Genomic DNA, 23,093 nt, shown 5'->3' on the forward strand with positions numbered 1-23,093 from the left:
TGAGTAATAAATTCTGGCCTGCCTTACTGAGTATGATAGTCGCCCAAAACCAATAATCATTATTTATTTTGGCCATTGAACTGATAATTGTCAAGAGGCCGAGGGCCTTTAGTCTCGATCGCTCAGATAATAGATTTTTCTCTTTTCAGTCGAAGCGATAAAAATTCCGGTCGGCATTGAGCACTTCGGCCCCGTCCTCATGGATCAGGATCATATCCTCCAGCCGGACCCCGCCCCAGCCGGGTAAATAGATGCCCGGTTCCACCGTGGTTACCATTCCCGTCTTGAGGATGGTGGCTCGTTCTTTTAGCGGACTCAGACTGGGGCGCTCATGGACCGCCAGCCCCACGCCGTGCCCTAGGGAATGGCCAAAATATTCGCCGTAGCCAGCGGCGCTGATCACTTGGCGGGCCAGGGCATCAGCCTCATCCGACAACATCCCGGCCCGGATGCCTTCCTCCGCGGTCTTTTGGGCGGTCCGCACCACGCCATAGACTTCTTTAAACTTCTCATCCGGCTCCCCCAAGACAAATGTTCGGGTCATATCCGCACAGTAACCGCGCCACCGGGCTCCCAGGTCAATGATAATCGGCTCCCCCGCTTGAATAGGCCGCTCGCTGGGATGGTGATGGGGCCGGGAGCTATTGGGACCAGAGGCGACCATGGTCGGGAAGGACAGGGCTTCGGCCCCGGATTGCCGCAAGTGGCATTCAATCATCCAGGCAATTTCTTGTTCGGTCTGGCCCACCCGGAGTTGGGCCTGAACCGCGGCCAGCCCGGCCTCGGTCAGGCTCAAGGCCCGCTTCAGGGTGTCCAGTTCTTCTTCATCCTTGACCTCCCGCAGTTCCTCCAGCACTCCCTCCAGGGGCTTCCATGCCACCTCCAGCTCAGCCTCCGCTACTGCCTCAGTAAGTTTCTGATATTGATAAAAAGACAGGTAGGGAGCCTCGAAGCCCAGCCGCCGACAGCCTAGTCGACGGAGCAGTTCCGGCAATACTTTGGCCAGACCCTCAGGGTAGACGATGACCTCAAAATATGGTGCTTCTTGGGCGGCCCATTCCCGGTAGCGGAAATCCGTCAACAACCAAGCGGTGTCGGCGCTGAACAACAGATAGCCGCTGGACTCGTTAAGTTGGCAATCATGGGCGCTAAAACCACTCAAATAGCGACGATTTTCCGGACAGGAGACCAGGAAGGCGTCGCAATCCCAGATCTGGAGTAAGCGCTGTCCCATGATCAGGCGTTCTAATAGTCTGCGCGAACTCATATGGTGCCCTGCTACCTTGGAGAAAATATTTTCCTAAGGGAATATTCCAAATCTGAAGAAAAGTCAAATGATCGTATTTTATTTGTCGGGTAGCAATGATCGGGACAACTACAGCCTCTAAGCCTCAGGTGGAGTTGACAATTTTACTGAGGTTGTTTAAATTAAAAAGAATTTATTAAATTAACTACCAGATATTATGACACTTAAAGTTGTGGCCTTTGACTGCGATGGAGTATTATTTGACTCCCGCCAGGCAAATATTGCCTTCTATAATCAGATACTCCGACAATTTAACCGGCCTCTGATGTCTCCAGAGGCGGTGGACTATGTCCACAGCCATACCGCCCGGGAATCCCTGCTGTATCTTTTCCAAGATGATCCCCAGTTTGAGGCTGTTTGGAAATATTATCGGACCATGGATTACCGACCTTTTATCAGTTATATGGTTCGAGAACCCTTCTTGATGGAATTTTTAGATTTTCTGCGCCCCGGCTATGGCACCGCGGTGGCGACCAATCGCAGTACCACCACCAAGGCGGTTTTTCAGCATCATCAACTGGAAGCATGGTTCGATCTGGTGGTTTCGGCGCAGGACGTTACCCACCCCAAACCCCATCCGGAGTCTTTCCACCGGATTCTCAAGCATTTTCGGGTTGCCCCCACTGAGGCTGTATATATCGGAGATTCCCTGGTGGATCAGGAATTTGCCCGTAACGCCGGGGTTCGCCTAATCGCCTACCGCAACCCCCAATTGCAGGCCGATTTTTACCTGGACTCTTTTGTCCAGGGGCCGGCCCTGATCCAGAAGTTGGCAACCCATTATGGATGACTGCCCGGTATAGATATTTAACGTGAACTCTGCATATATCCGAAATTTTTCGATCATTGCCCACATTGACCACGGCAAATCCACCCTGGCGGATCGACTGCTGGAGGCCACCGGCACTATTACCGCCCGGGAAATGCGAGATCAGTTTCTGGATCGCATGGATCTGGAACGGGAACGGGGCATCACCATTAAGGCGGCGGCGGTGCGGATGCGCTACCACGCCCGGGATGGCCAGGAGTATTTCCTGAATCTTATCGATACCCCGGGACATGTCGATTTCAGCTATGAAGTCTCCCGGAGTCTGGCGGCCAGCGACGGAGCCTTGCTGGTAATCGATGCGGCCCAAGGCATTGAGGCCCAAACCCTGGCCAATGTCTATCTGGCCCTGGAAAACAATCTGGAAATTATCCCGGTGATTAACAAATGTGACCTGGCCAATGCCGATCCCGAGGGAGTCCGTCAGGAAATCCAAGAGATCATCGGCCTGGACGCCACTGGCAGCATCTATGCCAGTGCCAAAACCGGACAGGGCATCGCCGAGATCCTGGAGGCCATTATTACCCGGATTCCGCCGCCGGCTGGCCGGGTCGAAGAGCCTTTGAAGATGCTGATCTTCGATTCCTGGTTTGATCCTTATCACGGGGCCATTGTCATGGGGCGGGTGCTGGACGGACAGCTCCGGCCAGGGATGCGGATTCAGTTAATGGCGACCGGCAAAACCTATGAGGTCACCAGGTTGGGAATCTTTTCTCCTAACCCTACCCCAGTAGATTCGTTGGGAGTGGGGGAAGTGGGTTTTTTGAGCGCCAATATTAAAAACCTGGCGGATGCCATGATCGGCGATACCATCACTACCGCCGACAATCCCACACCCTGCCCCTTTCCTGGCTTTAAAAAGATCAAACCCATGGTGTTTAGCGGTTTCTATCCGGTGGAAGCGGGCCAGTTTGGTCAGTTGCAAGAGGCCTTGAACAAACTGCGGCTCAACGACGCCTCCTTCACCTTTGAACCGGAGTCCTCGGCAGCCCTGGGGTTTGGTTTCCGGCTGGGTTTTTTGGGTCTGTTGCACCTGGAAATCATCAAGGAGCGCCTGGAGCGGGAGTTTGATCTGGACCTGCTGGCCACTGCGCCGACTGTGGTATACCGGGTGGTCACCACCAAAGGGGAAGAACTATGGGTAGACAACCCGTTAAAACTGCCTCCCTGGTCCCAAATTGACCACCTGGAGGAGCCGCGCCTGCGGGTGGAAATCTTTACTCCGGCCGAATACCTGGGAAATATCTTAAAATTGTGCGAAGATAAACGCGGCCGCCAGCTCGAAGTGCGGTTTTTCCAGCATCAGAAGGTGCAAGTGATTTATGAATTGCCGCTCAATGAGATGGTCGTTGATTTTTACGACGCCTTAAAATCGCTCAGCCGGGGATATGCTTCCATGGATTATGAATGGCTGGGTTATTGCACTGCACCGCTGGTCCAAATGGACCTGTTGGTCAATGGCAAGCCCGTGGACGCTTTATCAGTCATTGTCCATAAAGACAAGGCCTATCGCTGGGGACGAGAATTGACCGGGCGCTTAAAAGAAATTATCCCCCGCCAGATGTTTGAGGTGGTCATCCAGGCGGCCATCGGCAGCCGGGTGATTGCCCGGGAGCGCATCCCGCCCCTGCGCAAACAGGTTACCGCCAAATGCTATGGCGGCGACATTACTCGGAAACGCAAGCTCCTGGAACAGCAGAAAGAAGGGAAAAAACGCATGAAACAGATCGGCCAGATTAACATTCCCTCCGAGGCCTTTTTAGCCATGTTTGGGATGCGGGGCTAAAGTCGATGGATCAACGAGAACTAGAACAATCCCGAACAGGATCCCTCCCGGCCGTCAAACGCACCAAGCCACTCTGGCGGGAATATACCGAAGCCATTGTCACCGCTCTCATTCTGGCCCTGATTATCCGGGCTTTTGTGTTCCAGGCCTTCTCCATTCCCTCCGGCTCGATGCAGCCCACCTTGCTGATCGGCGACTATCTGCTGGTCAACAAATTTATCTATGGTATCCGCAATCCTTTTACTAATAAGGTCATTATTCCTGTCAGCCAACCCAAACGGGGAGATATCGTCGTTTTTCTGTTTCCTGAAGATCCCAGCAAGGACTACATTAAACGAGTAATCGGGGTCGAAGGGGACAAAATTCAGATTATTAATAAACACTTATATGTCAATGATCAGCCGGTCGAAACTCCCCAGGCGGTGTACCAGGATCCAAATATTTTAGACAATCCGGCAGGTCCAGCCCGGGATAATTTCGGCCCGGTCACGGTTCCCCAGGATCATCTTTTCGTCATGGGCGATAATCGCGATTTCAGCTATGACAGCCGGTTCTGGGGGTTTGTGCCGGTGGACTCCCTGCGGGGCAAGGCCTGTATCATCTACTGGTCCTGGGACCGCCAGGACCACACTCTGCGCTGGCAGCGACTCGGTAAGTTGATCCATTAAATCGGAGCCGGACCTGGTCCGGCGCCAATTCTTGACCCCGATGGCCTAATTATATAGCCTGTTCATTATTAATCTGATATGGTGGTAAAGCTTTGACGTTGCTTTCAAGCTGCTGCATCTGGATTAAGAAATCATTAATCGTTCTGCTTTTCGGTCAGGTCGCCTGTGGGCCCCCCCCGGCGCCGATCAAGGTCTTTTGTTTCGACCGTAACCCCCGGGTGGAGCAGGTTATACAAGGTTTAAAGCAGGAATTGGGGGTTGTCGACCTGCCCCTGCTGGAAGCCGGAGGCGACTGGCACCGGGGCCAGGAGCTGGTGGAGCAACTGGCCCAGGAAGATTTAGCCCTATTGATAGTACTCAGTACTCCGGCCTTAAGCCTGGTCGCGCCTAAAATCAAGCCGCGTCCGTTAATTGTCTTCGGCATGGTCGCCGATCCCTATTTCACCGGTGCCGCCTATAACCGCGATCACCCGGAGAATCATCAGGGCAATATTACTGGGATTGCCAGTCCACCGCCGGTGGTCGAGGCTTTAAAGCGGGGCTCCCAACTGTTTCCGTCATATCGGCGCTGGGGCCTGCTCTTTAATCCCATGGAAGGTAGTTCGATCGAGCTCTGTGACCAATTTAAAAGCCTGGCCCCGGAATTTGGTCTGAACCCGGTAGTGCAGGCAACTTCTTCGGAAACCGAAGCCCAGGCGGGATTGCAAGCCCTGCTGGACCAAAGGGTGCAGGTAGTCTATATTCTGCCGGATCAAAACGCTCGCCGTTATGCGCCTTTGCTCCTTAAATGGGGGCAGGAGCAAAAGCTTCTGGTGGTCAACGGCCATCCGGACTTTCAGGCTCCGGGCGCCATCTTGAGTGTTACCACCGATTATCAGGCGGTGGGGAAAATGACCGCCGCCCTGGCCCGGCGGGTGCTCCAGGGCGAATCGCCGGCCCAGATTCCGATCCAGCACCAGACCCCAATAACGATCAAGGTAAACGAGCAGCTGCTGGAAAAATGGAGCGGTTATCCACCACCAACGGCTTCAAACTAGGAATATAAGAGGATAGCCCCAGACCAAAGTTTGTCTCCCAAGAGGCCCAAACATGGAAAAGATGTTAAAGCCAGAAGCCTGGCACCCCGAAATCGACATCAAGCAATATCGCTTTGACAACGGTCTCACACTGCTGGTGTTGCCGGAACACGGCTTGCCGATTGTTTCTTTTCAGGTGCATTATGCGGTAGGTTCCCGGAATGAACGCCCGGGCATCACCGGCATCAGCCACTTGTTTGAACACATGATGTTTCGCGGCTCCAAGGAATTGGGACCGGAGGAATTCTCCCAGGTGATCCAGGCCAAGGGGGGAGAGGTCAATGCCTTCACTACCTCAGACAATACCTCATATTTTGAGAATCTGCCCGCCGCGCATCTGGAATTAGCGGTAAGATTAGAAGCCGAACGATTGGTGCACCTCCGGCTGACCCAGGATAATTTCGCCACGGAACGCGAGGTGGTGCGCAGTGAACGCAAGCTCCGGGCGGTGGATAGTCCTTTGGGGTTGCCATTGGAACTGCTGTCGGCCATGGCCTACACTCAACACCCGTACCAATGGCCTATTCTGGGCTGGGATTATGATCTGCGCAATCTTACTTTGGAAGATTGTCTGGACTTTCATCGCACCTATTATAATCCGGCCAACCTGGTGGCGGTGGTCTCCGGGGATGTGGACTCGCAACAGGCCCAGGATTTGGTAGCCAAATACTTTGGTCCGATTCCCAGCCCGGGGGTGCCGCCGCCGATCCGCGCCCAGGAGCCGCCCCAACGCGGCGAACGCCGGGCCATTTATAAAAAAGTCTCTCAGGTGGAGGCCTTTTTAGCCGGTTTTCATGTTCCCGGCCTGAAAGACCCGGAGATTTATGCGGTGCTGTTGTTGGCCGCGATTCTGGGGGAAGGCAAGGCCTCACGCGGCTATCAGCGGTTTGTTCGGCCCGGCAAGGCCATTGACCTGGAAGTGCATCTGCCGCCCCCGCCGTTTGCCTACCAGGATCCTGGGCTTCTGGTGATCATTGGCCTCGCTGCCCCCGGTCAGCCGCTGGCCACTTTAGAGGAAGAGGTCTGGGATGAAATCGCTCAGATTCAGGACCAGGGGGTCACTCCCGAAGAACTCAACCGGGTAAAAAAGATGATGCGGGCTCAATACGTCAAGGTCCTGGCCAATAATTTTTATCGGGGGGTGTTGGCCGCCTTGCTGTATCTGAAGACCGGGGAGGCAGGGCTGGTCAACCGGATTCCCGATTTGTATGATCAGGTGTCTCCTGACGATATTCAAGCCGCAGCCCGCCGCTATCTTAACGAAGACAACCGCACGGTGGTCATGCTCAAACCAGTTTCCGAGGCAGAAAACGCTGCCTTAGGGCCGGTAGCTTGATCTGACCTCCCCCCGCCGCGGCAAGGATAAGGAGACTGAAGCAACCATGACTGGATCTGCCGTAGCCGACTATTTGCCAGCCATATATCATACTAATCTGAATAATGGCTTGACCGTGCTGGGAGTAGAATATGACCGGGCCCCGTGGTTGAGTATCTGTTTCATGGCCAAACGGGGTGCTGAAGCCGATCCCCCCGGCAAAGGAGGAACCGCGGATTGTACTGCCGAAGGTCTGACCCTGGGAACTACGACTCGTGATCAACTGCGCCTGGCTATCGACGTGGAGTCGCGGGGGGCCAGGCTCGAGGCCCATGGAAATTGGGATTACAGCGTCGTCACCCTGGAAGGTCTGGCCGAAGATTTCGGGGAGTTGATGGCGCTGTTGGCTGAGGTGGTACAATCTCCCAACTTTCCGGAGCAAGACTTTGCCTTTCTCAAAGGTAGAAGGCAGGCGGAGTTGGTGCATCTGCAGGATAATCCCCGGGAGGTCGCCAATCGCTGGTATTACCGGCTGTTTTTTGGCAATAGTCCTTACGGTCACCCGATCACTGGCGATCTGGAGTCAATCTCCGCTCTGACCCTGGAGGACCTTAAATCTTTTTATCAGCGCCAGTTCCATCCTAGCGAAAGCACTTTGGTGGTGGTCGGCATGGTCCCCGAGGCCACCGTGGTCCACGAAGCGGACCGGTTCTGGTCAGCCTGGTCGGGAGGAGCGCGGCCCGCGCCGCCTTATCAGGAAGCGCCCCCAAGCTTGGGCCAACCGGGGATTTATCTGCTTGACCGCCCGGCCTTGACTCAAAGTGAAATTCGTCTCGGTCACCTGGGTTTGCCGCGCCAACATCCCGATTATTTTGCTCTGCGGTTGGCCAATTATATCCTGGGCGGCGGCGGGTTTTCCTCCCGGTTGATGACCCGGATCCGTTCGGATCTGGGTCTTACTTATGGCATTAACAGCCATTTCCACTTCCGCCGGGCTCCAGGCCCGTTTGTGATTTCCACTTTTACTCCCGCCAGTAATACCGCGGCCGTCATCCAGGAGACGAAAGTGGTGTTGGCGGAACTAAAGCAGGGCGGCATAACTGCACAGGAATTAGAAGATGCTAAAAATTTTTATATCGGCCATTTCCCCATGGGGTTAGAGTCCCCAGGAGGTATTGGTCAACACTTGTTGCAAATTGATTTGCACTCCCTGGGGTTCGATTATCTCCATACCTATTGCGACCAGATGCGAACCGTCCAACTCGAACAAGTCCGGACCGCCGCTGCCTCACACCTCCATCCCGAGAAACTGGTGGTCCTGGTGGTAGGCCCAGCGGCACTCTGCCAGAGCGATCTGGAAGCCCTGGGACCGGTCAATTTGGTGACTGAGTCTTGAGGGGCTTAGGCTTTGTTGAGAAGCTTCATATTTTTTTTGTTGACAAATACTTCTACAAGAGTGATATTATCCACAAATATTTGTGAAAAAAAGGATAAATAGTCACTCATAATCCGTAGAAAGGGAGGTAGGTTTTTATGTCAGATACTCCGATGTTAGATCAATTGGAAACCGGACCCTGGCCTAGCTTCGTTAAAGATTTGAAGCGCAAGGCCGCCCAAAAACCTCAGGTTAAGGACCTTTTAGGACAATTGGAGCGTTCTTATCGCGACAAGATTACCCACTGGAAGCATGGTGGGATCGTCGGCGTCTTGGGATATGGTTCCGGCATCATTGGCCGTTATTCCGACCTGCCGGATGAGTTTCCGGGGTTGGAGCATTTCCATACCATGCGTATTAACCATCCCTCGGGATGGTTTTATACTACCGAGGCCTTGCGCATGCTGTGCGACATCTGGGACCAGTACGGCAGCGGGGTTTTAAACATGCATGGTTCCACCGGGGATATCATTTTCCTGGGCACCACCACCGATAATTTGGAACCGTGCTTCCAAGCCTTGGCCCACAAAGGTTTCGATATCGGCGGCTCGGGGTCGGCCATGCGCAGCCCCAGTTGTTGCTGCGGCCCGGCCCGGTGTGAATGGTCCTGTTACGACACCATGGAAGCCTGCTATGATATCACCCAGGAATTCCAGTTTGAGCTGCATCGGCCTGGGTTCCCTTACAAATTTAAGTTTAAGTTCTCGGGCTGTCCCAATGATTGCGTGGCCGCGGTAGCGCGGGCCGATTGTTCGGTAATCGGCGTCTGGAAAGACGATATCCGCATTGACCAGGCGGCCGTTAAGGCCTATGCCGGCGGGGAACTGAAACCCAAAGGCGGCGGCGCCCATGTTGACAAACTGGATATCCAAAAGGATGTCGTAGACCTGTGCCCCACCCAATGCATGAGCTGGGATGGCAGTACCCTGAAGATCAATGATCGCGAATGTAACCACTGCATGCATTGTATTAACCTGATGCCTCAGGCCCTACGGCCGGGCACCGAAAAGGGAGCTACCATCCTGTTAGGTTCCCATGCCCCGATTCTGGAAGGGGCTCAGATGAGCTGGGTGATCGTGCCCTTCATGGAAATGGAGAAGCCGTTCGATGAGCTGAAGGAATTGGGTGCCAACATCATGGAATGGTGGACAGAAAACGGCAAGAACCGGGAGCGGGTCGGAGAGTTGATCCTGCGGCTGGGCATGCGCGAGTTCTGCAAGGCAGTGGGTCTAGATCCCGTGCCCCAGTCCATCAAGTGGCCGCGCTGTAACCCCTTCTTCTTCTGGCATGCGGAAGATTTCGAGGCTGAGGCCGAAGGTAAAACCTATATCAAATTGTAAAGCTTTAATCAGTGCCGGCTAATCTATGACGCTATCACTGCATAACTTATCGAGAGTTCTAATCTTGTCAGGAGGTTGACAACATGGCAGAAGAAAGAATAACGGATATTGGGCCCCCACATTATGAACAGTTCTTACCCCCGGTAATTAAGGCAAATTACGGGAAATGGAAATATCATGAAATTCCTCAACCCGGGGTGTTAAAGCATGTCGGCGAAAGCGGCGATGAGCTATATACGGTACGTTGTGGGGCCGGTCGTTTGTTAACCACAGATTATGTCCGGGAGGTCTGCGATATTGCCGACAAATTCTGTGACGGGTATGTTCGCTGGACCAGCCGCAATAATATTGAGTTTTTGACCAACAAAAAAGAGAATGTCGAGCCCCTGATTGCGGCCATCAAAGCCCAGGGCTGGCCGGTAGGCGGTACCGGTCACGCCGTGACCAGTATCGTTCATACTCAGGGCTGGATTCACTGTCACACCCCGGCCATTGACGCCTCGGGGATCGTCAAGTCGGTGATGGACGATCTGTTCGAGTATTTTGGCCATCACACCCTGCCGGCCCAGGTGCGCATCTCCCTGGCCTGCTGTCTCAATATGTGTGGCGCGGTGCATTGCTCTGACATCGCCATCCTGGGCATCCACCGGACGGCGCCGAAAATCTTCCACGATAAATTAAGGCACTTGTGCGAAATCCCCACCACCATCGCCTCCTGCCCCACCGGTGCCATCCGGCCGCATCCGGACAAGAGCATCAAGAGCGTGGTGGTCAACGAGGAACGTTGCATGTACTGCGGCAACTGCTACACCATGTGCCCGGCCATGCCTTTATTTGATCCGGACAAAGGTGGAGTGGCCCTGTTGATTGGCGGCAAGGTGTCCAACGCCAAGCATCCGCCGATGTTCTCCCGCTTGGGAGTACCTTATCTGCCCAACAATCCTCCCCGCTGGCCCGAAGTGGTTCAGGCTATCCGCAAGATTCTAACCACCTACGCTGAAAACGCCAAGAAATGGGAAAGATTGGGCGAGTGGGTCCAGCGGATCGGTTGGAACCGCTTCTTTGAAATGTGTGAAATTCCGTTTACCTTCCAACACATTGATGATTATAAGTGGGCCTACGATACTTATAACACCTCAATGCATTTTAAATTTTAATTAAGGTGTAATAATGGCTGAACCAGTCCCCAAAGAAGAATTGGTAGAAAGTATCTACCAGGAAGTGGCCAAAGTCCAGGGTAAGAAACAGCTCAAGGCGGGCGATCTTACCAAGCTGATGCTCAAGAAATATGGCGATCGGGTAAGCAAAAACGATGTCAAATACGCCATCAAAGAGTTGATTGATAGCGGCCGCTGCGTGTATACCTATTTCGGCGGCAGCTTCGTCGAATTGCCCCATGAGGAAGGGGCGGCCAAAAAGCTCTAATGCCGCGACCCTGTCCCCGGTTGGTACTAACGGCCCTGCGGGGCGGGGCGGGTAAAACCACCCTGACCCTTGGCCTATTGGCCGCTTGGCGCCAACAGGGACGAGCGGTCGTGCCCTTTAAAAAAGGGCCGGATTATATTGATCCGGCCTGGCATTCTCTGGCCGCCGGCCGGGCCTGCTACAACCTGGATCCGTTCCTGATGGATCGGGACCAGGTGTTGGCCTCGGTAGCCCATCATGCCGCCCAAGCTGATGGGGTCCTGATCGAAGGCAACCGCGGTCTATACGATGGCCTCGATGTTGAGGGCACGTCCAGCACAGCCGAGCTCGCCAAATTACTCCAGGCTCCAGTGGTGCTGGTGGTCGATTGCACCATGACCACCCGCACCGCCGCGGCCTTGGTGTTGGGTTGTCAACGCTTTGATGTTGAAGTCGCCCTCCGGGCCGTGGTTCTTAACCAGATCGCTCGTCCGCGCCACGAAGAGGTACTACGCGCCGCCATTGAGCGGTACTGTGGCCTCCCCGTCCTGGGAGCCATTCCTCGCCTTAAGTGTGCCGTCTTTCCTGAACGCCACATGGGTCTGGTGCCTCCCCAAGAGCACCGGGCAGCCCATCGGGCAGTAGCTACCGCCCTTGATTTGGCCCAGAAATATTTGGATATTGATCGCCTCTGGGAGTTGGCGGACCAGGCGCCTTTTTTGCCCTCGGGGACATTGGCGGGTGGCAATGAGTTCCAGTCCGGGGTAGAACAGGTGGTAATCGGGATCGTTCGAGATTCCGCCTTTCAATTCTATTATCCAGAAAATCTGGAGTTGTTAACCCGCCTGGGAGCCCGCCTGGTAGAGATCAATGCCTTGCAGGATCACTTTCTGCCGCTGATAGATGCTTTGTACATTGGCGGTGGTTTCCCAGAAACCCATGCCGCGGCCCTGGCTAATAATGAAAGCTTGCGCCGCTGTGTCTGGCAAGCCGCCGAGGGTGGATTGCCGATTTATGCCGAATGCGGCGGTTTAATGTATTTAGGGGAAAGCCTGGTCCTGGCGGGGCAAACCTATCCCATGGCCGGAGTCCTGCCCTTATCCTTTAAGCTGGGCAAACGGCCCCAGGGTCACGGCTATACCATTGCGGCGGTGGAAGGACCGAATCCCTTTTTCCCGGTTGGAACTCAATTAAGGGGCCATGAATTCCACTATTCCCGGGTGATCAACTCTCAAATAAAGCCTGAGGACATGGTTTTTCGGCTCCAGCGCGGTCAAGGCATTATCGAGCAGCGAGATGGTGTGTGCTATAAGAATGTTTTGGCTACTTTTACTCATATCCACGCTCTGGGCACCGCTGGATGGGCCGAAGCCGTGGTCCATCAAGCGCTTAAATTTCGTGACCAAAACCGGCTGGCAAGATCCCACCTCCCCCCGGCTTGCGGCTATAAAGAGCTGGCTATTTAACCCCTTGAGAGGCAAAATCCCCCTCTTTTCAGAACTTCGGGGGGATAACTTTTTCCTTGACATTGCTTGGTGCTCTATTATATACGAATTACCATAGGGGATTGTGAAAAAAGTATCTTGTTTGGCAGGCCGATAATTTCAGGAGCCGCTCTGGTTGTTGAACAGGCCTCAGAAAGAGATTGATCAGCATCCGATGGTCTCACGGCTTGCTAGACGTGGATGCTTTTTGATTTCCAAGACGTACTTATTAATCAAAGTGAGTATAAGAAGAAGGAGGTGAAACAACCCATGGCGTGGCGTGTTGAGGTTGATGAGGAAAAATGTGAAGGTTGCGAGGAGTGCGTTAACGTCTGTCCCTCTGGAGTCCTCGAACTACAGAATGAAAAAGCTGTAGTCGTTAATGAGGAAGAATGTTTGGGCTGTGAAAGCTGTATCGAGGTCTGTCCTACCGGGGCGATTACCGTCACCGAGGTTTAAGCTTCAGCTTCACAGAAAAGCGCTGGCCTGTGTCAAAGGCCAGCGCAATTTTTAACATTTGAGACAATTCTAGCCTACCAAAATATCATCTTGACAGGTTTGGCATTTCTGCCGGGGCTCTAATTCTTCCTGGGTAGCTGGTCGCACTTCTAAGATGCGCACGGAATAGTGAAGGTCTTTGCCAGCCAGTGGATGGTTCATATCCAGAACTACGCTATTTTCCTTGACTTCCGTAACAATAAAGGGATAATCTAGAGGTATCAAGGAGTTGGCCGGGGTAACTCGTAGTCCCGGGTGGAGCTTCATTTCGGCCGGGAAACAGCTGCGGTTCCATGCTTGTACCTGGCTTGGTTCATGCGGACCAAAGGCTTGCGCGGCGGGGATGACAAATTCGCGGGACTCATTTTCTTTAAGACCCATAAGTCGCACTTCCAGGCTGGGGAGAAGTTCGTTATAGCCGGCAACGAAAGTTAAGATGGCCGGGTGCTCTTCCGAGCCTTTAATAAATTCCCCGTTATCCAGGCAAAGGCGATATTCTAACCGGACGAAACAATCTTTTTGGATATCCATTAATGGTGACTCCTTTTCAAGGCTTGGTTAAGCTTCTCTAAAAAACCGCGGCATGTCAAGGTCCAACCAATAATTATTGATCTGGGATTATCTGGGGCGAGATGATCAGGAAGGCCCGCGTTGCCGACGTTAAAGAAATCCGCCGTATTTTACAGCTGTTTGCCAGCCGCGGGGAACTTTTACCCCGCACCATGGGTGAACTCTATAGCCAGGTCCGGGATTATTTTGTCTACCAAGAGAATGGCCAGGGGCCCCTGTGTGGCATTGCCGCCTTGCATGTCAGTTGGGAAGATTTAGGGGAGATACGCTCTCTTGCCGTCCTTGATCCATATCGACAGCGCGGCATCGGCAGTCAATTAGTCGAGATGTGTCTCTCCGAGGCTATCACTCTGGGTTTAGAGCGGGTTTTCGTCCTCACCTACCGTCCTGATTTTTTTGCCCGTTTTGGCTTTAAAATAATAGATAAAAACATCCTGCCCCATATAGTTTGGGCTGATTGTGTGAGATGTCCCAAGTTCCCTGACTGTGACGAGGTCGCCCTGATGCTGGAATATTAACTTACCGGGATGAATCGGAGAGTCTTGACAGACCCCTCATTCAGAGCTATTATATTAAATATTGGAAGGGGGAAATTCTTTACAAAGCTAAGTCTAGGGCTTAACGAACCGTGGAAGACAAGTTATTGTAAATCCCGATGAAGTGAGGCTTTATCGGGTTTTTTTAATGCTAACCGCCAAAAGCTTGGCAGCCTTGGGAAGGACTTCGAGTTATACTAGTTTGAGTTTCAAGTGCCACCGAAAACGATACTAAGTTAAGATTCCCCTTTAATATTTTAGCCAAAGATATTGTAAACCAAAAAAGGTTTTAGAAGATAGCTTAAAATCATGTTTGGAGCAATTGTTAAAAAGATTTTTGGCAGTAAAAATGAGCGCGAATTGCGCCGGTTGGTCCCGCTGGTAGATCGGGTCAACAGCCTGGAGCCGGGTTTGCAAAAACTCTCCGACGCCGAGTTGCAGGCCAAGACGGCGGAATTCAAGACCCGGCTGGAGAACGGCGAGAGCCTGGAGGAGTTGTTGCCGGAGGCCTTTGCCGTGGCCCGGGAAGCCTCGGTCCGGGTATTGGGGATGCGCCCCTTTGATGTGCAGATTATTGGCGCGGCGGTGCTGCACCAAGGCAAAATTGCCGAGATGAAGACCGGGGAAGGCAAGACCCTGGTGGCTGTATTGCCGGTCTATCTCAACGCCCTGACCGGCCAGGGCGTGCATGTGGTTACCGTCAACGATTATCTGGCCCGCCGCGATAGTGCCTGGATGGGTGGGATTTATCAATTTTTAGGTTTAACCGTCGGGACCATCGTCCACGGTCTGGATGACCAGGAACGCCGCCAGGCTTACGCGGCTGATGTGACCTACGGCACCAATAATGAATTCGGCTTTGATTACCTGCGGGATAACATGAAGTTCTCCCTGGCGGATTACGTGCAACGCGGCTTTAACTACGCCATTGTCGACGAAGTGGACTCCATCCTGATCGATGAGGCCCGGACGCCGCTGATCATTTCCGGACCGGCAGAGGAATCGACCGAGCTTTATGTCCGTCTCGACCGAGTGGTGCCCCGGCTGAAATCTGGTCAGGACTATACCATAGATGAAAAATCCCGCACCGTGGCTCTGACTGATGAGGGAGTGGCCCGGGTGGAAAAACTGATCCGGGTGACCAATCTCTATGACCCTAAAAATATTGAAATCTTACACCACATCAATCAAGCCCTCAAGGCCCATTGCCTGTTCAAACGGGATGTAGATTACATTGTTAAGGACGGCCAGGTGATCATTGTCGACGAATTTACTGGCCGGCTGATGCCAGGGCGGCGCTACTCAGATGGTCTGCACCAAGCCCTGGAAGCCAAAGAGGGGGTCAGGATCGAAAGCGAGAACCAGACCCTGGCCTCCATAACCTTCCAGAATTTTTTCCGGATGTATAACAAGTTGGCCGGAATGACCGGGACCGCCGATACCGAAGCCGAGGAATTCAAAAAGATTTACAACCTGGATGTGGTGGTCATCCCTACCCATAAGCAGATGATTCGAATTGACAACCCCGATGTCATCTATAAATCGGAGGCCGAAAAGTTTAATGCCATCGTGGAGGAGATCAAGGACTGCCACCAGCGGGGACAACCGGTTCTGGTGGGTACCACCTCGGTGGAAAAGTCGGAGCGGCTGAGCCGGATGCTCAAACGAGAGGGCATCAAGCACGAGGTGTTGAATGCCAAGCACCATGAAAAAGAGGCTCAGATCGTGGCCCAGGCCGGACAATGGGGCGCGGTCACCATCGCCACTAACATGGCGGGCCGGGGCACCGATATCGTCCTGGGTTCCGGGGTGATAGAGACCGGGGGATTGCATATCCTGGGCACCGAACGTCACGAAAGCCGTCGCATCGATAATCAGCTGCGCGGCCGTTCCGGGCGCCAGGGCGACCCGGGCACCTCCAGATTTTACCTGTCCCTGGAGGATGATCTGTTGCGCATCTTTGGCTCGGACCGTATCAAGGGCTTTATGGGCCGCCTGGGCATGGAAGATGGTCAGCCCATCGAACACAAGATGATCACTAACGCCATTGAACGAGCCCAGAAACGGGTGGAAGGCCATAACTTTGACATCCGCAAACACCTCCTGGAATATGACAATGTCATGAACAAACAACGGGAGGTGATCTATAATCAGCGGCGAGAGATTTTGCAAGGCCAGAACCTCAAGGAGGATGTCCTGGATATTGCCCTGGAGCTGGTCGAAGAGATGGTGGAAGAATATACCAGTGACCAGGCCTTACCGGAAGAATGGGATCTGCAAGGTCTGGAAATGGCCTGTTTACGGCAGTTCGGTTTGCAGTTGAATCTTAATCCCGGCAATCCCCATGAGCTGAGCCAGGAAGATTTAAAAGATTATCTGTATCAACAGGTGCAACAGGCCTATGAGGCCAAGGAACAAGAGCTTGGACCCGAAATTTTTCCGGAATTGCAGCAGATGATCATGTTGCAGATGGTGGATAATAATTGGAAAGAGCATCTGTTATCCATGGATCATCTTCGGGATGGCATCGGGCTCCGGGGGTACGCCCAGGTGGATCCTCTCCGGGAGTATCAGCGGGAAGGCTACAGCATGTTTGTGGACATGATCCACCGCATCAAGGAAGATACCATTCGGGCGCTGTTCCATATTCGTCTGCGACAGCCCCAGGAATATGCCGAGCCGGAACGTCAGGAACAGCCGCTGGTTTTCAGTCACGGCGGCAACGGCGAGCGCCAGCCGGTGAAAAGAGAAGGCAAGAAAGTAGGGCGTAATGACCCTTGTCCCTGTGGAAGTGGAAAAAAATACAAAAAGTGTTGTGGCCGCAAATAAGTTGATGGTGCCGGGCTTTCGGGCCGCGGCCGGGGGGGCCGGTATCAAAAAAGGCCAGCAGCTCGACCTGGCCCTGATTACCGCCATCCGACCAGCCGCCGCCGCGGGAGTGTTTACCACCAACCGAGTAAAGGCGGCCCCAGTGGTGATCTGTCGAGAGCGGTTGCGGTCCGGCCGGGCCCAGGCCATTCTGGTCAACAGTGGCAACGCCAATGCCTGCACCGGCGCTGATGGCCTGGAAGCAGCCTGGGAAGCGACGCATTGGGCGGCGCGTTATCTGGACATCCCCGATAAATTGGTCTTGCCTGCCTCGACCGGGGTTATCGGCCAGAAGTTGGCCCCCGAAAAGATTGTGGCGGCCCTGCCCGGGCTAGTGGCCCGCCTGGCCCCTGAGAGTCTTTCGGAAGTGGCCCAGGCCATAATGACCACCGATACCATTCCCAAGACCGCCCAGATGGAGGGAAATCTCGGGGATTATCCGATCACCGTGGCTGGCATTGCCAAGGGAGCTGGAATGATCCATCCCCGGATGGCCACCCTGTTGGCTTTTATCCTTACCGATGCGGACATTGGCCCGCGCCTCTTAAAAACCTATCTCAAAGCCGGGCTGCCTCAGAGTTTCAACCGGATCAGCGTTGATGGCGATACCAGCACCAATGACACCGTCCTGGTGTTGGCCAGCGGTCAGGCTCACAACCAGCCCATCGATAACCCGGACAGCCCGGAAGGTCAGGCTTTTGCCAGCCTGCTGCACCAGGTCATGATTGACTTGGCCGGCCAGATCGTCCGGGATGGCGAGGGTGCTCACCATTGCTTTCGGGTAATCGTAGAAGGAGCGGCCAGTGCCGTTGACGCCCGCAAGGCCGCGGAAACCGTGGCTACTTCGCCTCTGGTGAAAACCGCGGTCAGCGGCGCCGATGCCAATTGGGGGCGAATCATGGCGGCTTTGGGGCGCTCCGGCGCCCGGCTCGACCCGGAGCGGGTGGAGATCTTTTATGGCCCCTATCAAGTCGTCAAAAATGGCCAAGCAGTGGACGTGGAAGCCGAGCAGGCGGCTCATGAACTGATGCTGAGCGGCTCCTTTGACCTGACCATCCGCCTCCACCGGGGCGATTTTTCGGATTATTACCTGACCTGCGACCTGACCGCTGATTACGTCCGCATCAACGCCAAATACCGCAGCTGATTAAGGGATATTTGGACCCATACCAGGTTGGTTCAAAAAACTATTTTTTCTTGACCATGGGGGCGGAATTCATTACGCCCAAAAGGGTTTACCGGCAAAGGAAAGGGAGGTCCGGAAAGGTAAGCTGATCATCTCCCCCTGAATCGACCCAGAATCCCCAGTCGTCCAAGATTTGGTAGAAATTTAAAGGAAATTAACCGCTTCGGCGATGATCTGATACCCCTCCCGGATCTGGTCTGAGGCGACAAAGGTGCCGGTCACCGTAATCTGACCTGGCCACCCCTGGGTAGTCAGGCGTTGCACGGTATCGGCATCGGTCAGGTTGCCAAAGAACACCAGGACCTGCTCCTGGGGGCCTTTGAGGAAAAAAGACTTGCGGTGAATCAGCACCAGACCGAGCTGGCCTTTGACCGTCACCTTGGTCTCCAGGTAGCGCTCTTTGGTTTGCACCAGCTGGGCGACGGTTAACGCCGGGGTAGGGCTGACGGCCGGTTCGCCGGCTTTTGGGACAAGGGCCTCAGGCTCGTGTGGTGGCGGCTGTTTGGCCAACATAGAGAGCATTTTTTGCTGATCGGCCTGAACCTGACCCAGTTTCTCCTCCAGTCTAACCACTTGGGCCTGGAGCTCCTTGACCTGCTCCTGAACCTGTTGCAACTCTGAGGCGGGCGCCCCGCAGGCCATCAGGGCCAGGCACCCGGCCAGGGCCAACCTCAGCCTCCAGCCCCAGCATCTGCCCAGGCTAGCGGATATAATATCCCGACACCTTAAAGCTGCCATCTTTCTCCTTCTCCAAAGTGACCGTTTCGGTCGCAGATTTCTTATCCTCAAATGAGGATTTCATTGTAAACACTTGATAGAGGCCGTCAGGAGCACCCGGCAGGGAGGTTTTGCTTTCAGATCTGATGAGGTGCCGGGAGATCAGCGGTCCCAATGGCCGTCTACCACCAGTGAGTAGCTCAACCCACTTCTTTTGATTGACAATGCCCTGAAAATAGGCCGAAGTCAGCCCATAGCTGCCAGCATAGTCACCGCGATCAATCATCTCCAGAAAGTTAAAGACCTCTTTCTTTTCCTGTGGATACTTACTTTTTCCTTGCCCCCAGGCCGATAGGCTCAAGGAAAGGACCAACAAAACCATCAGGCCTAAGTATTGATCCCGATAATCCACTTAGCCGCCTCCCCTCATATCAGGTGCCTGCGTTTATACATCATGATGCAAGTGAATATTGCTGTCAATGGCAAAATTGCTGGACTTTTGCAATAGTTTGGGAAAAAATAGCTAGATTCAACAATGACTGCAAGGAGATCTAATTCCATGGCGCGTATTTTAGTCACCGGCGGCGCCGGCTTCATCGGCTCACATCTGGTGGAATACCTGCTGGGGCAGGGGCAGGAGGTTATTTCCCTGGACAATTATTTTACCGGCTCCAGGGACAACCTTTTGCACCTGCGGGATCATCCCCGCTTGGAAATTATCCGACATGATCTGGTGAACCCGATAATGCTGGAGGTCGATCAGATCTACAACCTGGCCTGTCCGGCCTCGCCGGTGCATTATCAATATAACCCAGTCAAAACCATCAAGACCAATGTACTAGGCACCTTGCATATGCTAGGGCTGGCCAAACGGGTTAAGGCCCGCATCCTGCAAGCCTCCACCTCGGAAATCTATGGTGATCCGACGATGCACCCCCAGAAGGAGGATTATTGGGGGAATGTCAATTGCATCGGCGTGCGTAGTTGCTATGATGAGGGCAAGCGGGTGGCCGAAACCCTGATGATGGATTATTACCGGCAGAATCATGTAGATATTCGCATTGCCCGGATTTTCAACACCTATGGGCCCCGGATGGCGATCAAGGATGGCCGGGTGATCAGCAACTTTATTGTCCAGGCCGATCTGGTCGAGGGGCTGGTACGGCTGATGAATTACGAAGCTTTTGACGGACCGGTTAATCTGGGGAACCCGCAAGAGTTCACCATCCTGGAGTTGGCCCAAAAAGTCCTGGAGCTTACCCGCAGCCGCGCTCCTTTAATTTTTAAACCATTGCCCCCCGACGACCCTAAGCAACGCTGTCCTGATATCAGCAAAGCTAAGGCCCAACTGGGGTGGACGCCGACCATTACTTTGACTGAAGGGCTAAATGCGACGATTCCCTATTTTGAGGATAAACTCAAACCATTGGATTAACCGGAAGTGGCCCTGGCTTCTTGGGGCGGTTTTTCTCTGCCTGTGGTTGGGGACTTGTGGCTGGGGTTGCGGCTGCCCGGAGGGACCGCCCCAATACGGAGTAGTCCAGGAAGTCGTCGACGGCGATACCATAATCCTGACCGATGGCCGCACCGTGCGCTATCTGGGCATTGATACCCCAGAGATGGGCCAGAACCATCAACCCCCGGATTTCCTGGCCGAGGAGGCCAAAAAATTTAATGCCCAATTGGTGCAAAATCAAAGACTGCGCCTGGAGTATGATGTAGAGCGCTATGACCAATACGGCCGGTTGTTGGCCTATTTATTTCTGCCCGATAACCGGATGGTCAATGCTGAACTGATCCGCCAGGGCTTGGCCCAAGTCTATCTTATCCCGCCCAATCTTCGCTACCAGGATTTATTGGTGGCCTGTCAGCGTCAGGCCATGGAGGCGCGTAAGGGCATCTGGCAACGCCCGCTCAAGGCCGATGAACCTTATTATGTTGGCAACAGCCGCAGCTTTCGTTTTCATCGTCCCCACTGTCCGGCGGCCAAACGCATGTCGCGGCAAAACCGGATTATTTTTGCTCATCCCCAGGAAGCCTATTTTCAAGGTTACGGTCCCTGTAAGATGTGCCGCCCTTAAGAGTCATGGAATTGTCTTACCTACTAAAATAGGGTGGGCATCGGTACAGAGCTGTCCGGCTCGTTCAATATGTGCTTTAATATAAGGGGGCAGCCATGGCAGGGTGGCAGAAAATTCGGGCCCATACCAACGGAGCGGCGGCAGGTGGCGGGTGGCCAGCCGCTGGGCCACGGTGGCTGGGGATGGCCACTGTAGGGTATCGCCGCCGGCCAGAATAAAGCCATACAGGTCATCAAAACTGGCAATAAAGGCAGTATAGGGGAATACCTGCGGAAAAACTGAGCCGATGGTCCGGTAAAGATGAGGGATGAGACGCGGCGTCCGTTCCGCAGAACCGGATTGAATGCTAAACAGCCCTGGCTTGGTCAGTTTCACCTGAATCAATTCGAACATTTCCTTGGTAAATAAGAAGATTGCGGGACCACCGGCCAGGGGATCGGTGATATCCATCAGGATAACGTCAAGGCTGTGGTCCGGCTGCCGGGCCAACCAGGCCCGGGCATCTTCATGGCGCAACTCCACCCGGTGGTCGTCGAAGGCCCCGGCATGAAAGGTTGGCAGCCATTGGCGGCAGAGGGCAACGATCTCGGCGTCCAGATCAACCATGACCACCCGGCTAACACAATCATGCTTTAGCACTTCCCGGAGGGTTGCCCCTTCCCCCCCTCCCAGTATGGCTACTTGCCGGGGCTGGGGATGGGCGGTCAGCGCCGGATGGACCAGAGCCTCATGGTAAATAAATTCATCCCGCTCTGCTGACTGAATCACTCCATCCAGAACCAATACCCGCCCCAGAACGGGGTTTTCCCAGATTTCATACTCCTGAAATTCTGTCCGGCCTTGGGCCAGGCCCCGGGTCTTGCGGTAAGCCGAGAGGTCATGGGGGGTGTCATACGTCAGGTACCAGTCGCCGGCGGGCCAATCTGTGGTCATCGTCAGTCCTCCTCATTTAATCAATTTATTTATTTTACTGCTAAAACCGGTAAAGGTGCAATCGCTTTCTCCTGACCGGGAGGGATTGCTTTGTCAGGTAGATAAAGGAGATTGGCCGTCGGGTGCGGGCTACCCTAACCTGCCTGGGCCTCAATAACCTGTCAGATCGGGACCCGGCCAGCCTTTCGGGGGGCCAGAAGCAACTGCTGGCCCTGGCCTCGGTGCTGGCCTTACAGCCCCAACTGCTGGTGTTGGATGAACCGACCAATGATTTGGATCCCTGGTGGGTGGATAATTTGCTGCAAATATTGCAAGGACTGCGCCGGGAACAGCATCTGAGCCTGCTGCTTCTGGGTCAGGACTTGCGGTTGACCGAGCATTGTGACCGCATTGTCTTCTTGGAGCAGGGCAGCATTACCGCCGCCGGACCACCTGCGGAGATCCTGCCCCAGGTCAAAATTTTCCGCCGTCTGAGGCTGAGTCCGCACCCGCTGGCCGCGCTGTTTCATGACCTGGGACAGCTGCTTTGGCCCCTGACCTTAAACAAAGCCGAGTCGGTCGCCCGGCAACTGGGTCTGGGAGAGAGGGAGGTTCGGGAGCGGGTGGAAGCTGCCCTCAAGCAGGTTCGTCTTGTGGAGCTGGCCGACGAAGATCCCTTCAGTCTCACCAACGGTCAGCGGCAACGGCTGGCGGTGGCCGCAGTCCTGGCTTTGGCCCCCACCGTGATTATCCTGGACGAGCCTACTACTGGTCTGGATCACACTGAGCAATTGGGGATGATGACCCTGATCCGTGATCTCAACCGCCAGGGCCATACTATCATAATAGTTACCCATTCTATGTGGGCAGCGGCGGAATATGCTAATCGCCTGATTATTCTTCGCGATGGCCGCCTGGTGTTGGACGGCCCCACCCGCCAGGTGTTGGCCCAGGAAGAGGTGCTGGCGGCTTGCCACCTATACCCGCCGCTGGTAGTACGTTTGGCCCACCGGTTGGGCTTTTCCGCCCTCAATGCCGATGAATTCCGTGCCCGAGTCGCCTCCTGATGTTTGGTTGAAGTGGGG

General features: G+C 54.2%; 22 protein-coding genes. 17 read left to right on the top strand and 5 right to left on the bottom strand.

Annotation, left to right across the window (positions count from 1 at the left end; translation table 11 throughout):
• Nucleotides 1-145: 145 nt before the first annotated feature.
• On the bottom strand, nt 146-1,267 hold the full coding sequence (locus tag JRG72_02255) for an aminopeptidase P family protein (GenBank protein ID MBW2134045.1): 1,122 nt from the start codon (nt 1,265-1,267) through the stop codon (nt 146-148).
• Nucleotides 1,268-1,463: 196 nt separating this feature from the next.
• Between JRG72_02255 and JRG72_02260 the strand changes: the two genes are divergently transcribed.
• The 11 genes from JRG72_02260 (at nt 1,464) to JRG72_02310 (ending at nt 13,099) form a co-directional block, all read left to right on the top strand.
• Nucleotides 1,464-2,096, top strand: a complete 633-nt coding sequence (locus JRG72_02260) for an HAD-IA family hydrolase (protein ID MBW2134046.1) — start codon at nt 1,464-1,466, stop codon at nt 2,094-2,096.
• Between the two features lie 22 nt (nt 2,097-2,118).
• Nucleotides 2,119-3,918 (top strand): elongation factor 4, encoded by a 1,800-nt coding sequence (lepA, locus tag JRG72_02265; GenBank protein MBW2134047.1) that lies wholly within the window; start codon nt 2,119-2,121, stop codon nt 3,916-3,918.
• 5 nt (nt 3,919-3,923) lie between these two features.
• Nucleotides 3,924-4,586, top strand: a complete 663-nt coding sequence (lepB, locus tag JRG72_02270) for a signal peptidase I (protein MBW2134048.1) — start codon at nt 3,924-3,926, stop codon at nt 4,584-4,586.
• Nucleotides 4,587-4,678: 92 nt separating this feature from the next.
• Complete coding sequence (locus JRG72_02275; GenBank protein ID MBW2134049.1) at nt 4,679-5,623, top strand: hypothetical protein; 945 nt, start codon at nt 4,679-4,681, stop codon at nt 5,621-5,623.
• A gap of 52 nt (nt 5,624-5,675) precedes the next feature.
• Nucleotides 5,676-6,998: an insulinase family protein gene (locus tag JRG72_02280; GenBank protein ID MBW2134050.1), complete on the top strand. Its 1,323-nt coding sequence runs from the start codon at nt 5,676-5,678 to the stop codon at nt 6,996-6,998.
• A gap of 46 nt (nt 6,999-7,044) precedes the next feature.
• Complete coding sequence (locus tag JRG72_02285; protein ID MBW2134051.1) at nt 7,045-8,373, top strand: insulinase family protein; 1,329 nt, start codon at nt 7,045-7,047, stop codon at nt 8,371-8,373.
• Between the two features lie 137 nt (nt 8,374-8,510).
• On the top strand, nt 8,511-9,752 hold the full coding sequence (gene dsrA, locus JRG72_02290; protein MBW2134052.1) for a dissimilatory-type sulfite reductase subunit alpha: 1,242 nt from the start codon (nt 8,511-8,513) through the stop codon (nt 9,750-9,752).
• 83 nt (nt 9,753-9,835) lie between these two features.
• A complete protein-coding gene (dsrB, locus tag JRG72_02295) occupies nt 9,836-10,909 on the top strand; it encodes a dissimilatory-type sulfite reductase subunit beta (GenBank protein ID MBW2134053.1) in 1,074 nt (357 codons plus the stop codon).
• Between the two features lie 13 nt (nt 10,910-10,922).
• Nucleotides 10,923-11,177: a hypothetical protein gene (locus tag JRG72_02300; protein MBW2134054.1), complete on the top strand. Its 255-nt coding sequence runs from the start codon at nt 10,923-10,925 to the stop codon at nt 11,175-11,177.
• Nucleotides 11,177-12,622, top strand: coding sequence for a cobyrinate a,c-diamide synthase (locus tag JRG72_02305; GenBank protein MBW2134055.1), 1,446 nt, complete (start codon nt 11,177-11,179; stop codon nt 12,620-12,622). Before JRG72_02300 ends, JRG72_02305 begins: the two co-directional genes overlap by 1 nt.
• Nucleotides 12,623-12,841: 219 nt before the next feature.
• Nucleotides 12,842-13,099: a 4Fe-4S binding protein gene (locus tag JRG72_02310; GenBank protein MBW2134056.1), complete on the top strand. Its 258-nt coding sequence runs from the start codon at nt 12,842-12,844 to the stop codon at nt 13,097-13,099.
• A gap of 69 nt (nt 13,100-13,168) precedes the next feature.
• Here JRG72_02310 and JRG72_02315 read toward each other — a convergent pair whose 3' ends face one another.
• Complete coding sequence (locus tag JRG72_02315; protein ID MBW2134057.1) at nt 13,169-13,669, bottom strand: peptidylprolyl isomerase; 501 nt, start codon at nt 13,667-13,669, stop codon at nt 13,169-13,171.
• Nucleotides 13,670-13,770: 101 nt separating this feature from the next.
• Here JRG72_02315 and JRG72_02320 point away from each other — a divergent pair, with 101 nt between their 5' ends.
• From JRG72_02320 to argJ, 3 genes are all read left to right on the top strand, one after another.
• Nucleotides 13,771-14,226: an N-acetyltransferase gene (locus tag JRG72_02320; protein MBW2134058.1), complete on the top strand. Its 456-nt coding sequence runs from the start codon at nt 13,771-13,773 to the stop codon at nt 14,224-14,226.
• 327 nt (nt 14,227-14,553) lie between these two features.
• Nucleotides 14,554-17,073: a preprotein translocase subunit SecA gene (gene secA, locus JRG72_02325; protein MBW2134059.1), complete on the top strand. Its 2,520-nt coding sequence runs from the start codon at nt 14,554-14,556 to the stop codon at nt 17,071-17,073.
• A gap of 4 nt (nt 17,074-17,077) precedes the next feature.
• Entirely contained in the window at nt 17,078-18,259 is a 1,182-nt protein-coding gene (gene argJ / locus JRG72_02330; GenBank protein MBW2134060.1) for a bifunctional glutamate N-acetyltransferase/amino-acid acetyltransferase ArgJ, read from the top strand.
• Nucleotides 18,260-18,442: 183 nt separating this feature from the next.
• On the opposite strand, the gene JRG72_02335 is transcribed toward argJ, so the two are convergent.
• Together JRG72_02335 and JRG72_02340 are read right to left on the bottom strand one after the other, a co-directional pair.
• On the bottom strand, nt 18,443-18,967 hold the full coding sequence (locus tag JRG72_02335; protein MBW2134061.1) for a hypothetical protein: 525 nt from the start codon (nt 18,965-18,967) through the stop codon (nt 18,443-18,445).
• Between the two features lie 31 nt (nt 18,968-18,998).
• Nucleotides 18,999-19,397: a DUF4019 domain-containing protein gene (locus JRG72_02340; protein ID MBW2134062.1), complete on the bottom strand. Its 399-nt coding sequence runs from the start codon at nt 19,395-19,397 to the stop codon at nt 18,999-19,001.
• A 177-nt stretch (nt 19,398-19,574) separates the two neighbouring features.
• Between JRG72_02340 and JRG72_02345 the strand changes: the two genes are divergently transcribed.
• Both JRG72_02345 and JRG72_02350 read left to right on the top strand, forming a co-directional pair.
• Nucleotides 19,575-20,450, top strand: coding sequence for an SDR family oxidoreductase (locus JRG72_02345; GenBank protein MBW2134063.1), 876 nt, complete (start codon nt 19,575-19,577; stop codon nt 20,448-20,450).
• Between the two features lie 46 nt (nt 20,451-20,496).
• A complete protein-coding gene (locus JRG72_02350) occupies nt 20,497-21,096 on the top strand; it encodes a thermonuclease family protein (GenBank protein MBW2134064.1) in 600 nt (199 codons plus the stop codon).
• Between the two features lie 3 nt (nt 21,097-21,099).
• Here JRG72_02350 and JRG72_02355 read toward each other — a convergent pair whose 3' ends face one another.
• Nucleotides 21,100-22,029: a fused MFS/spermidine synthase gene (locus tag JRG72_02355; protein ID MBW2134065.1), complete on the bottom strand. Its 930-nt coding sequence runs from the start codon at nt 22,027-22,029 to the stop codon at nt 21,100-21,102.
• A 122-nt stretch (nt 22,030-22,151) separates the two neighbouring features.
• Between JRG72_02355 and JRG72_02360 the strand changes: the two genes are divergently transcribed.
• On the top strand, nt 22,152-23,075 hold the full coding sequence (locus JRG72_02360) for an ATP-binding cassette domain-containing protein (GenBank protein ID MBW2134066.1): 924 nt from the start codon (nt 22,152-22,154) through the stop codon (nt 23,073-23,075).
• Nucleotides 23,076-23,093: the final 18 nt, after the last annotated feature.

The sequence above is a fragment of the Deltaproteobacteria bacterium genome (assembly GCA_019309545.1).
Taxonomy (GTDB): Bacteria; Desulfobacterota; Desulfobaccia; order Desulfobaccales; family Desulfobaccaceae; genus Desulfobacca_B.

What these genes read in the sequence shown, in the direction of transcription:
- JRG72_02255 (MBW2134045.1), bottom strand. Translation starts at nt 1,267, where the DNA reads ATGAGTTCGCGCAGACTATTAGAACGCCTGATCATGGGACAGCGCTTA.
- JRG72_02260 (MBW2134046.1), top strand. Translation starts at nt 1,464, where the DNA reads ATGACACTTAAAGTTGTGGCCTTTGACTGCGATGGAGTATTATTTGAC.
- lepB (MBW2134048.1), top strand. Translation starts at nt 3,924, where the DNA reads ATGGATCAACGAGAACTAGAACAATCCCGAACAGGATCCCTCCCGGCC.
- JRG72_02280 (MBW2134050.1), top strand. Translation starts at nt 5,676, where the DNA reads ATGGAAAAGATGTTAAAGCCAGAAGCCTGGCACCCCGAAATCGACATC.
- JRG72_02285 (MBW2134051.1), top strand. Translation starts at nt 7,045, where the DNA reads ATGACTGGATCTGCCGTAGCCGACTATTTGCCAGCCATATATCATACT.
- dsrA (MBW2134052.1), top strand. Translation starts at nt 8,511, where the DNA reads ATGTCAGATACTCCGATGTTAGATCAATTGGAAACCGGACCCTGGCCT.
- dsrB (MBW2134053.1), top strand. Translation starts at nt 9,836, where the DNA reads ATGGCAGAAGAAAGAATAACGGATATTGGGCCCCCACATTATGAACAG.
- JRG72_02300 (MBW2134054.1), top strand. Translation starts at nt 10,923, where the DNA reads ATGGCTGAACCAGTCCCCAAAGAAGAATTGGTAGAAAGTATCTACCAG.
- JRG72_02305 (MBW2134055.1), top strand. Translation starts at nt 11,177, where the DNA reads ATGCCGCGACCCTGTCCCCGGTTGGTACTAACGGCCCTGCGGGGCGGG.
- JRG72_02310 (MBW2134056.1), top strand. Translation starts at nt 12,842, where the DNA reads ATGCTTTTTGATTTCCAAGACGTACTTATTAATCAAAGTGAGTATAAG.
- JRG72_02315 (MBW2134057.1), bottom strand. Translation starts at nt 13,669, where the DNA reads ATGGATATCCAAAAAGATTGTTTCGTCCGGTTAGAATATCGCCTTTGC.
- JRG72_02320 (MBW2134058.1), top strand. Translation starts at nt 13,771, where the DNA reads ATGATCAGGAAGGCCCGCGTTGCCGACGTTAAAGAAATCCGCCGTATT.
- secA (MBW2134059.1), top strand. Translation starts at nt 14,554, where the DNA reads ATGTTTGGAGCAATTGTTAAAAAGATTTTTGGCAGTAAAAATGAGCGC.
- argJ (MBW2134060.1), top strand. Translation starts at nt 17,078, where the DNA reads ATGGTGCCGGGCTTTCGGGCCGCGGCCGGGGGGGCCGGTATCAAAAAA.
- JRG72_02340 (MBW2134062.1), bottom strand. Translation starts at nt 19,397, where the DNA reads ATGGTTTTGTTGGTCCTTTCCTTGAGCCTATCGGCCTGGGGGCAAGGA.
- JRG72_02345 (MBW2134063.1), top strand. Translation starts at nt 19,575, where the DNA reads ATGGCGCGTATTTTAGTCACCGGCGGCGCCGGCTTCATCGGCTCACAT.
- JRG72_02355 (MBW2134065.1), bottom strand. Translation starts at nt 22,029, where the DNA reads ATGACCACAGATTGGCCCGCCGGCGACTGGTACCTGACGTATGACACC.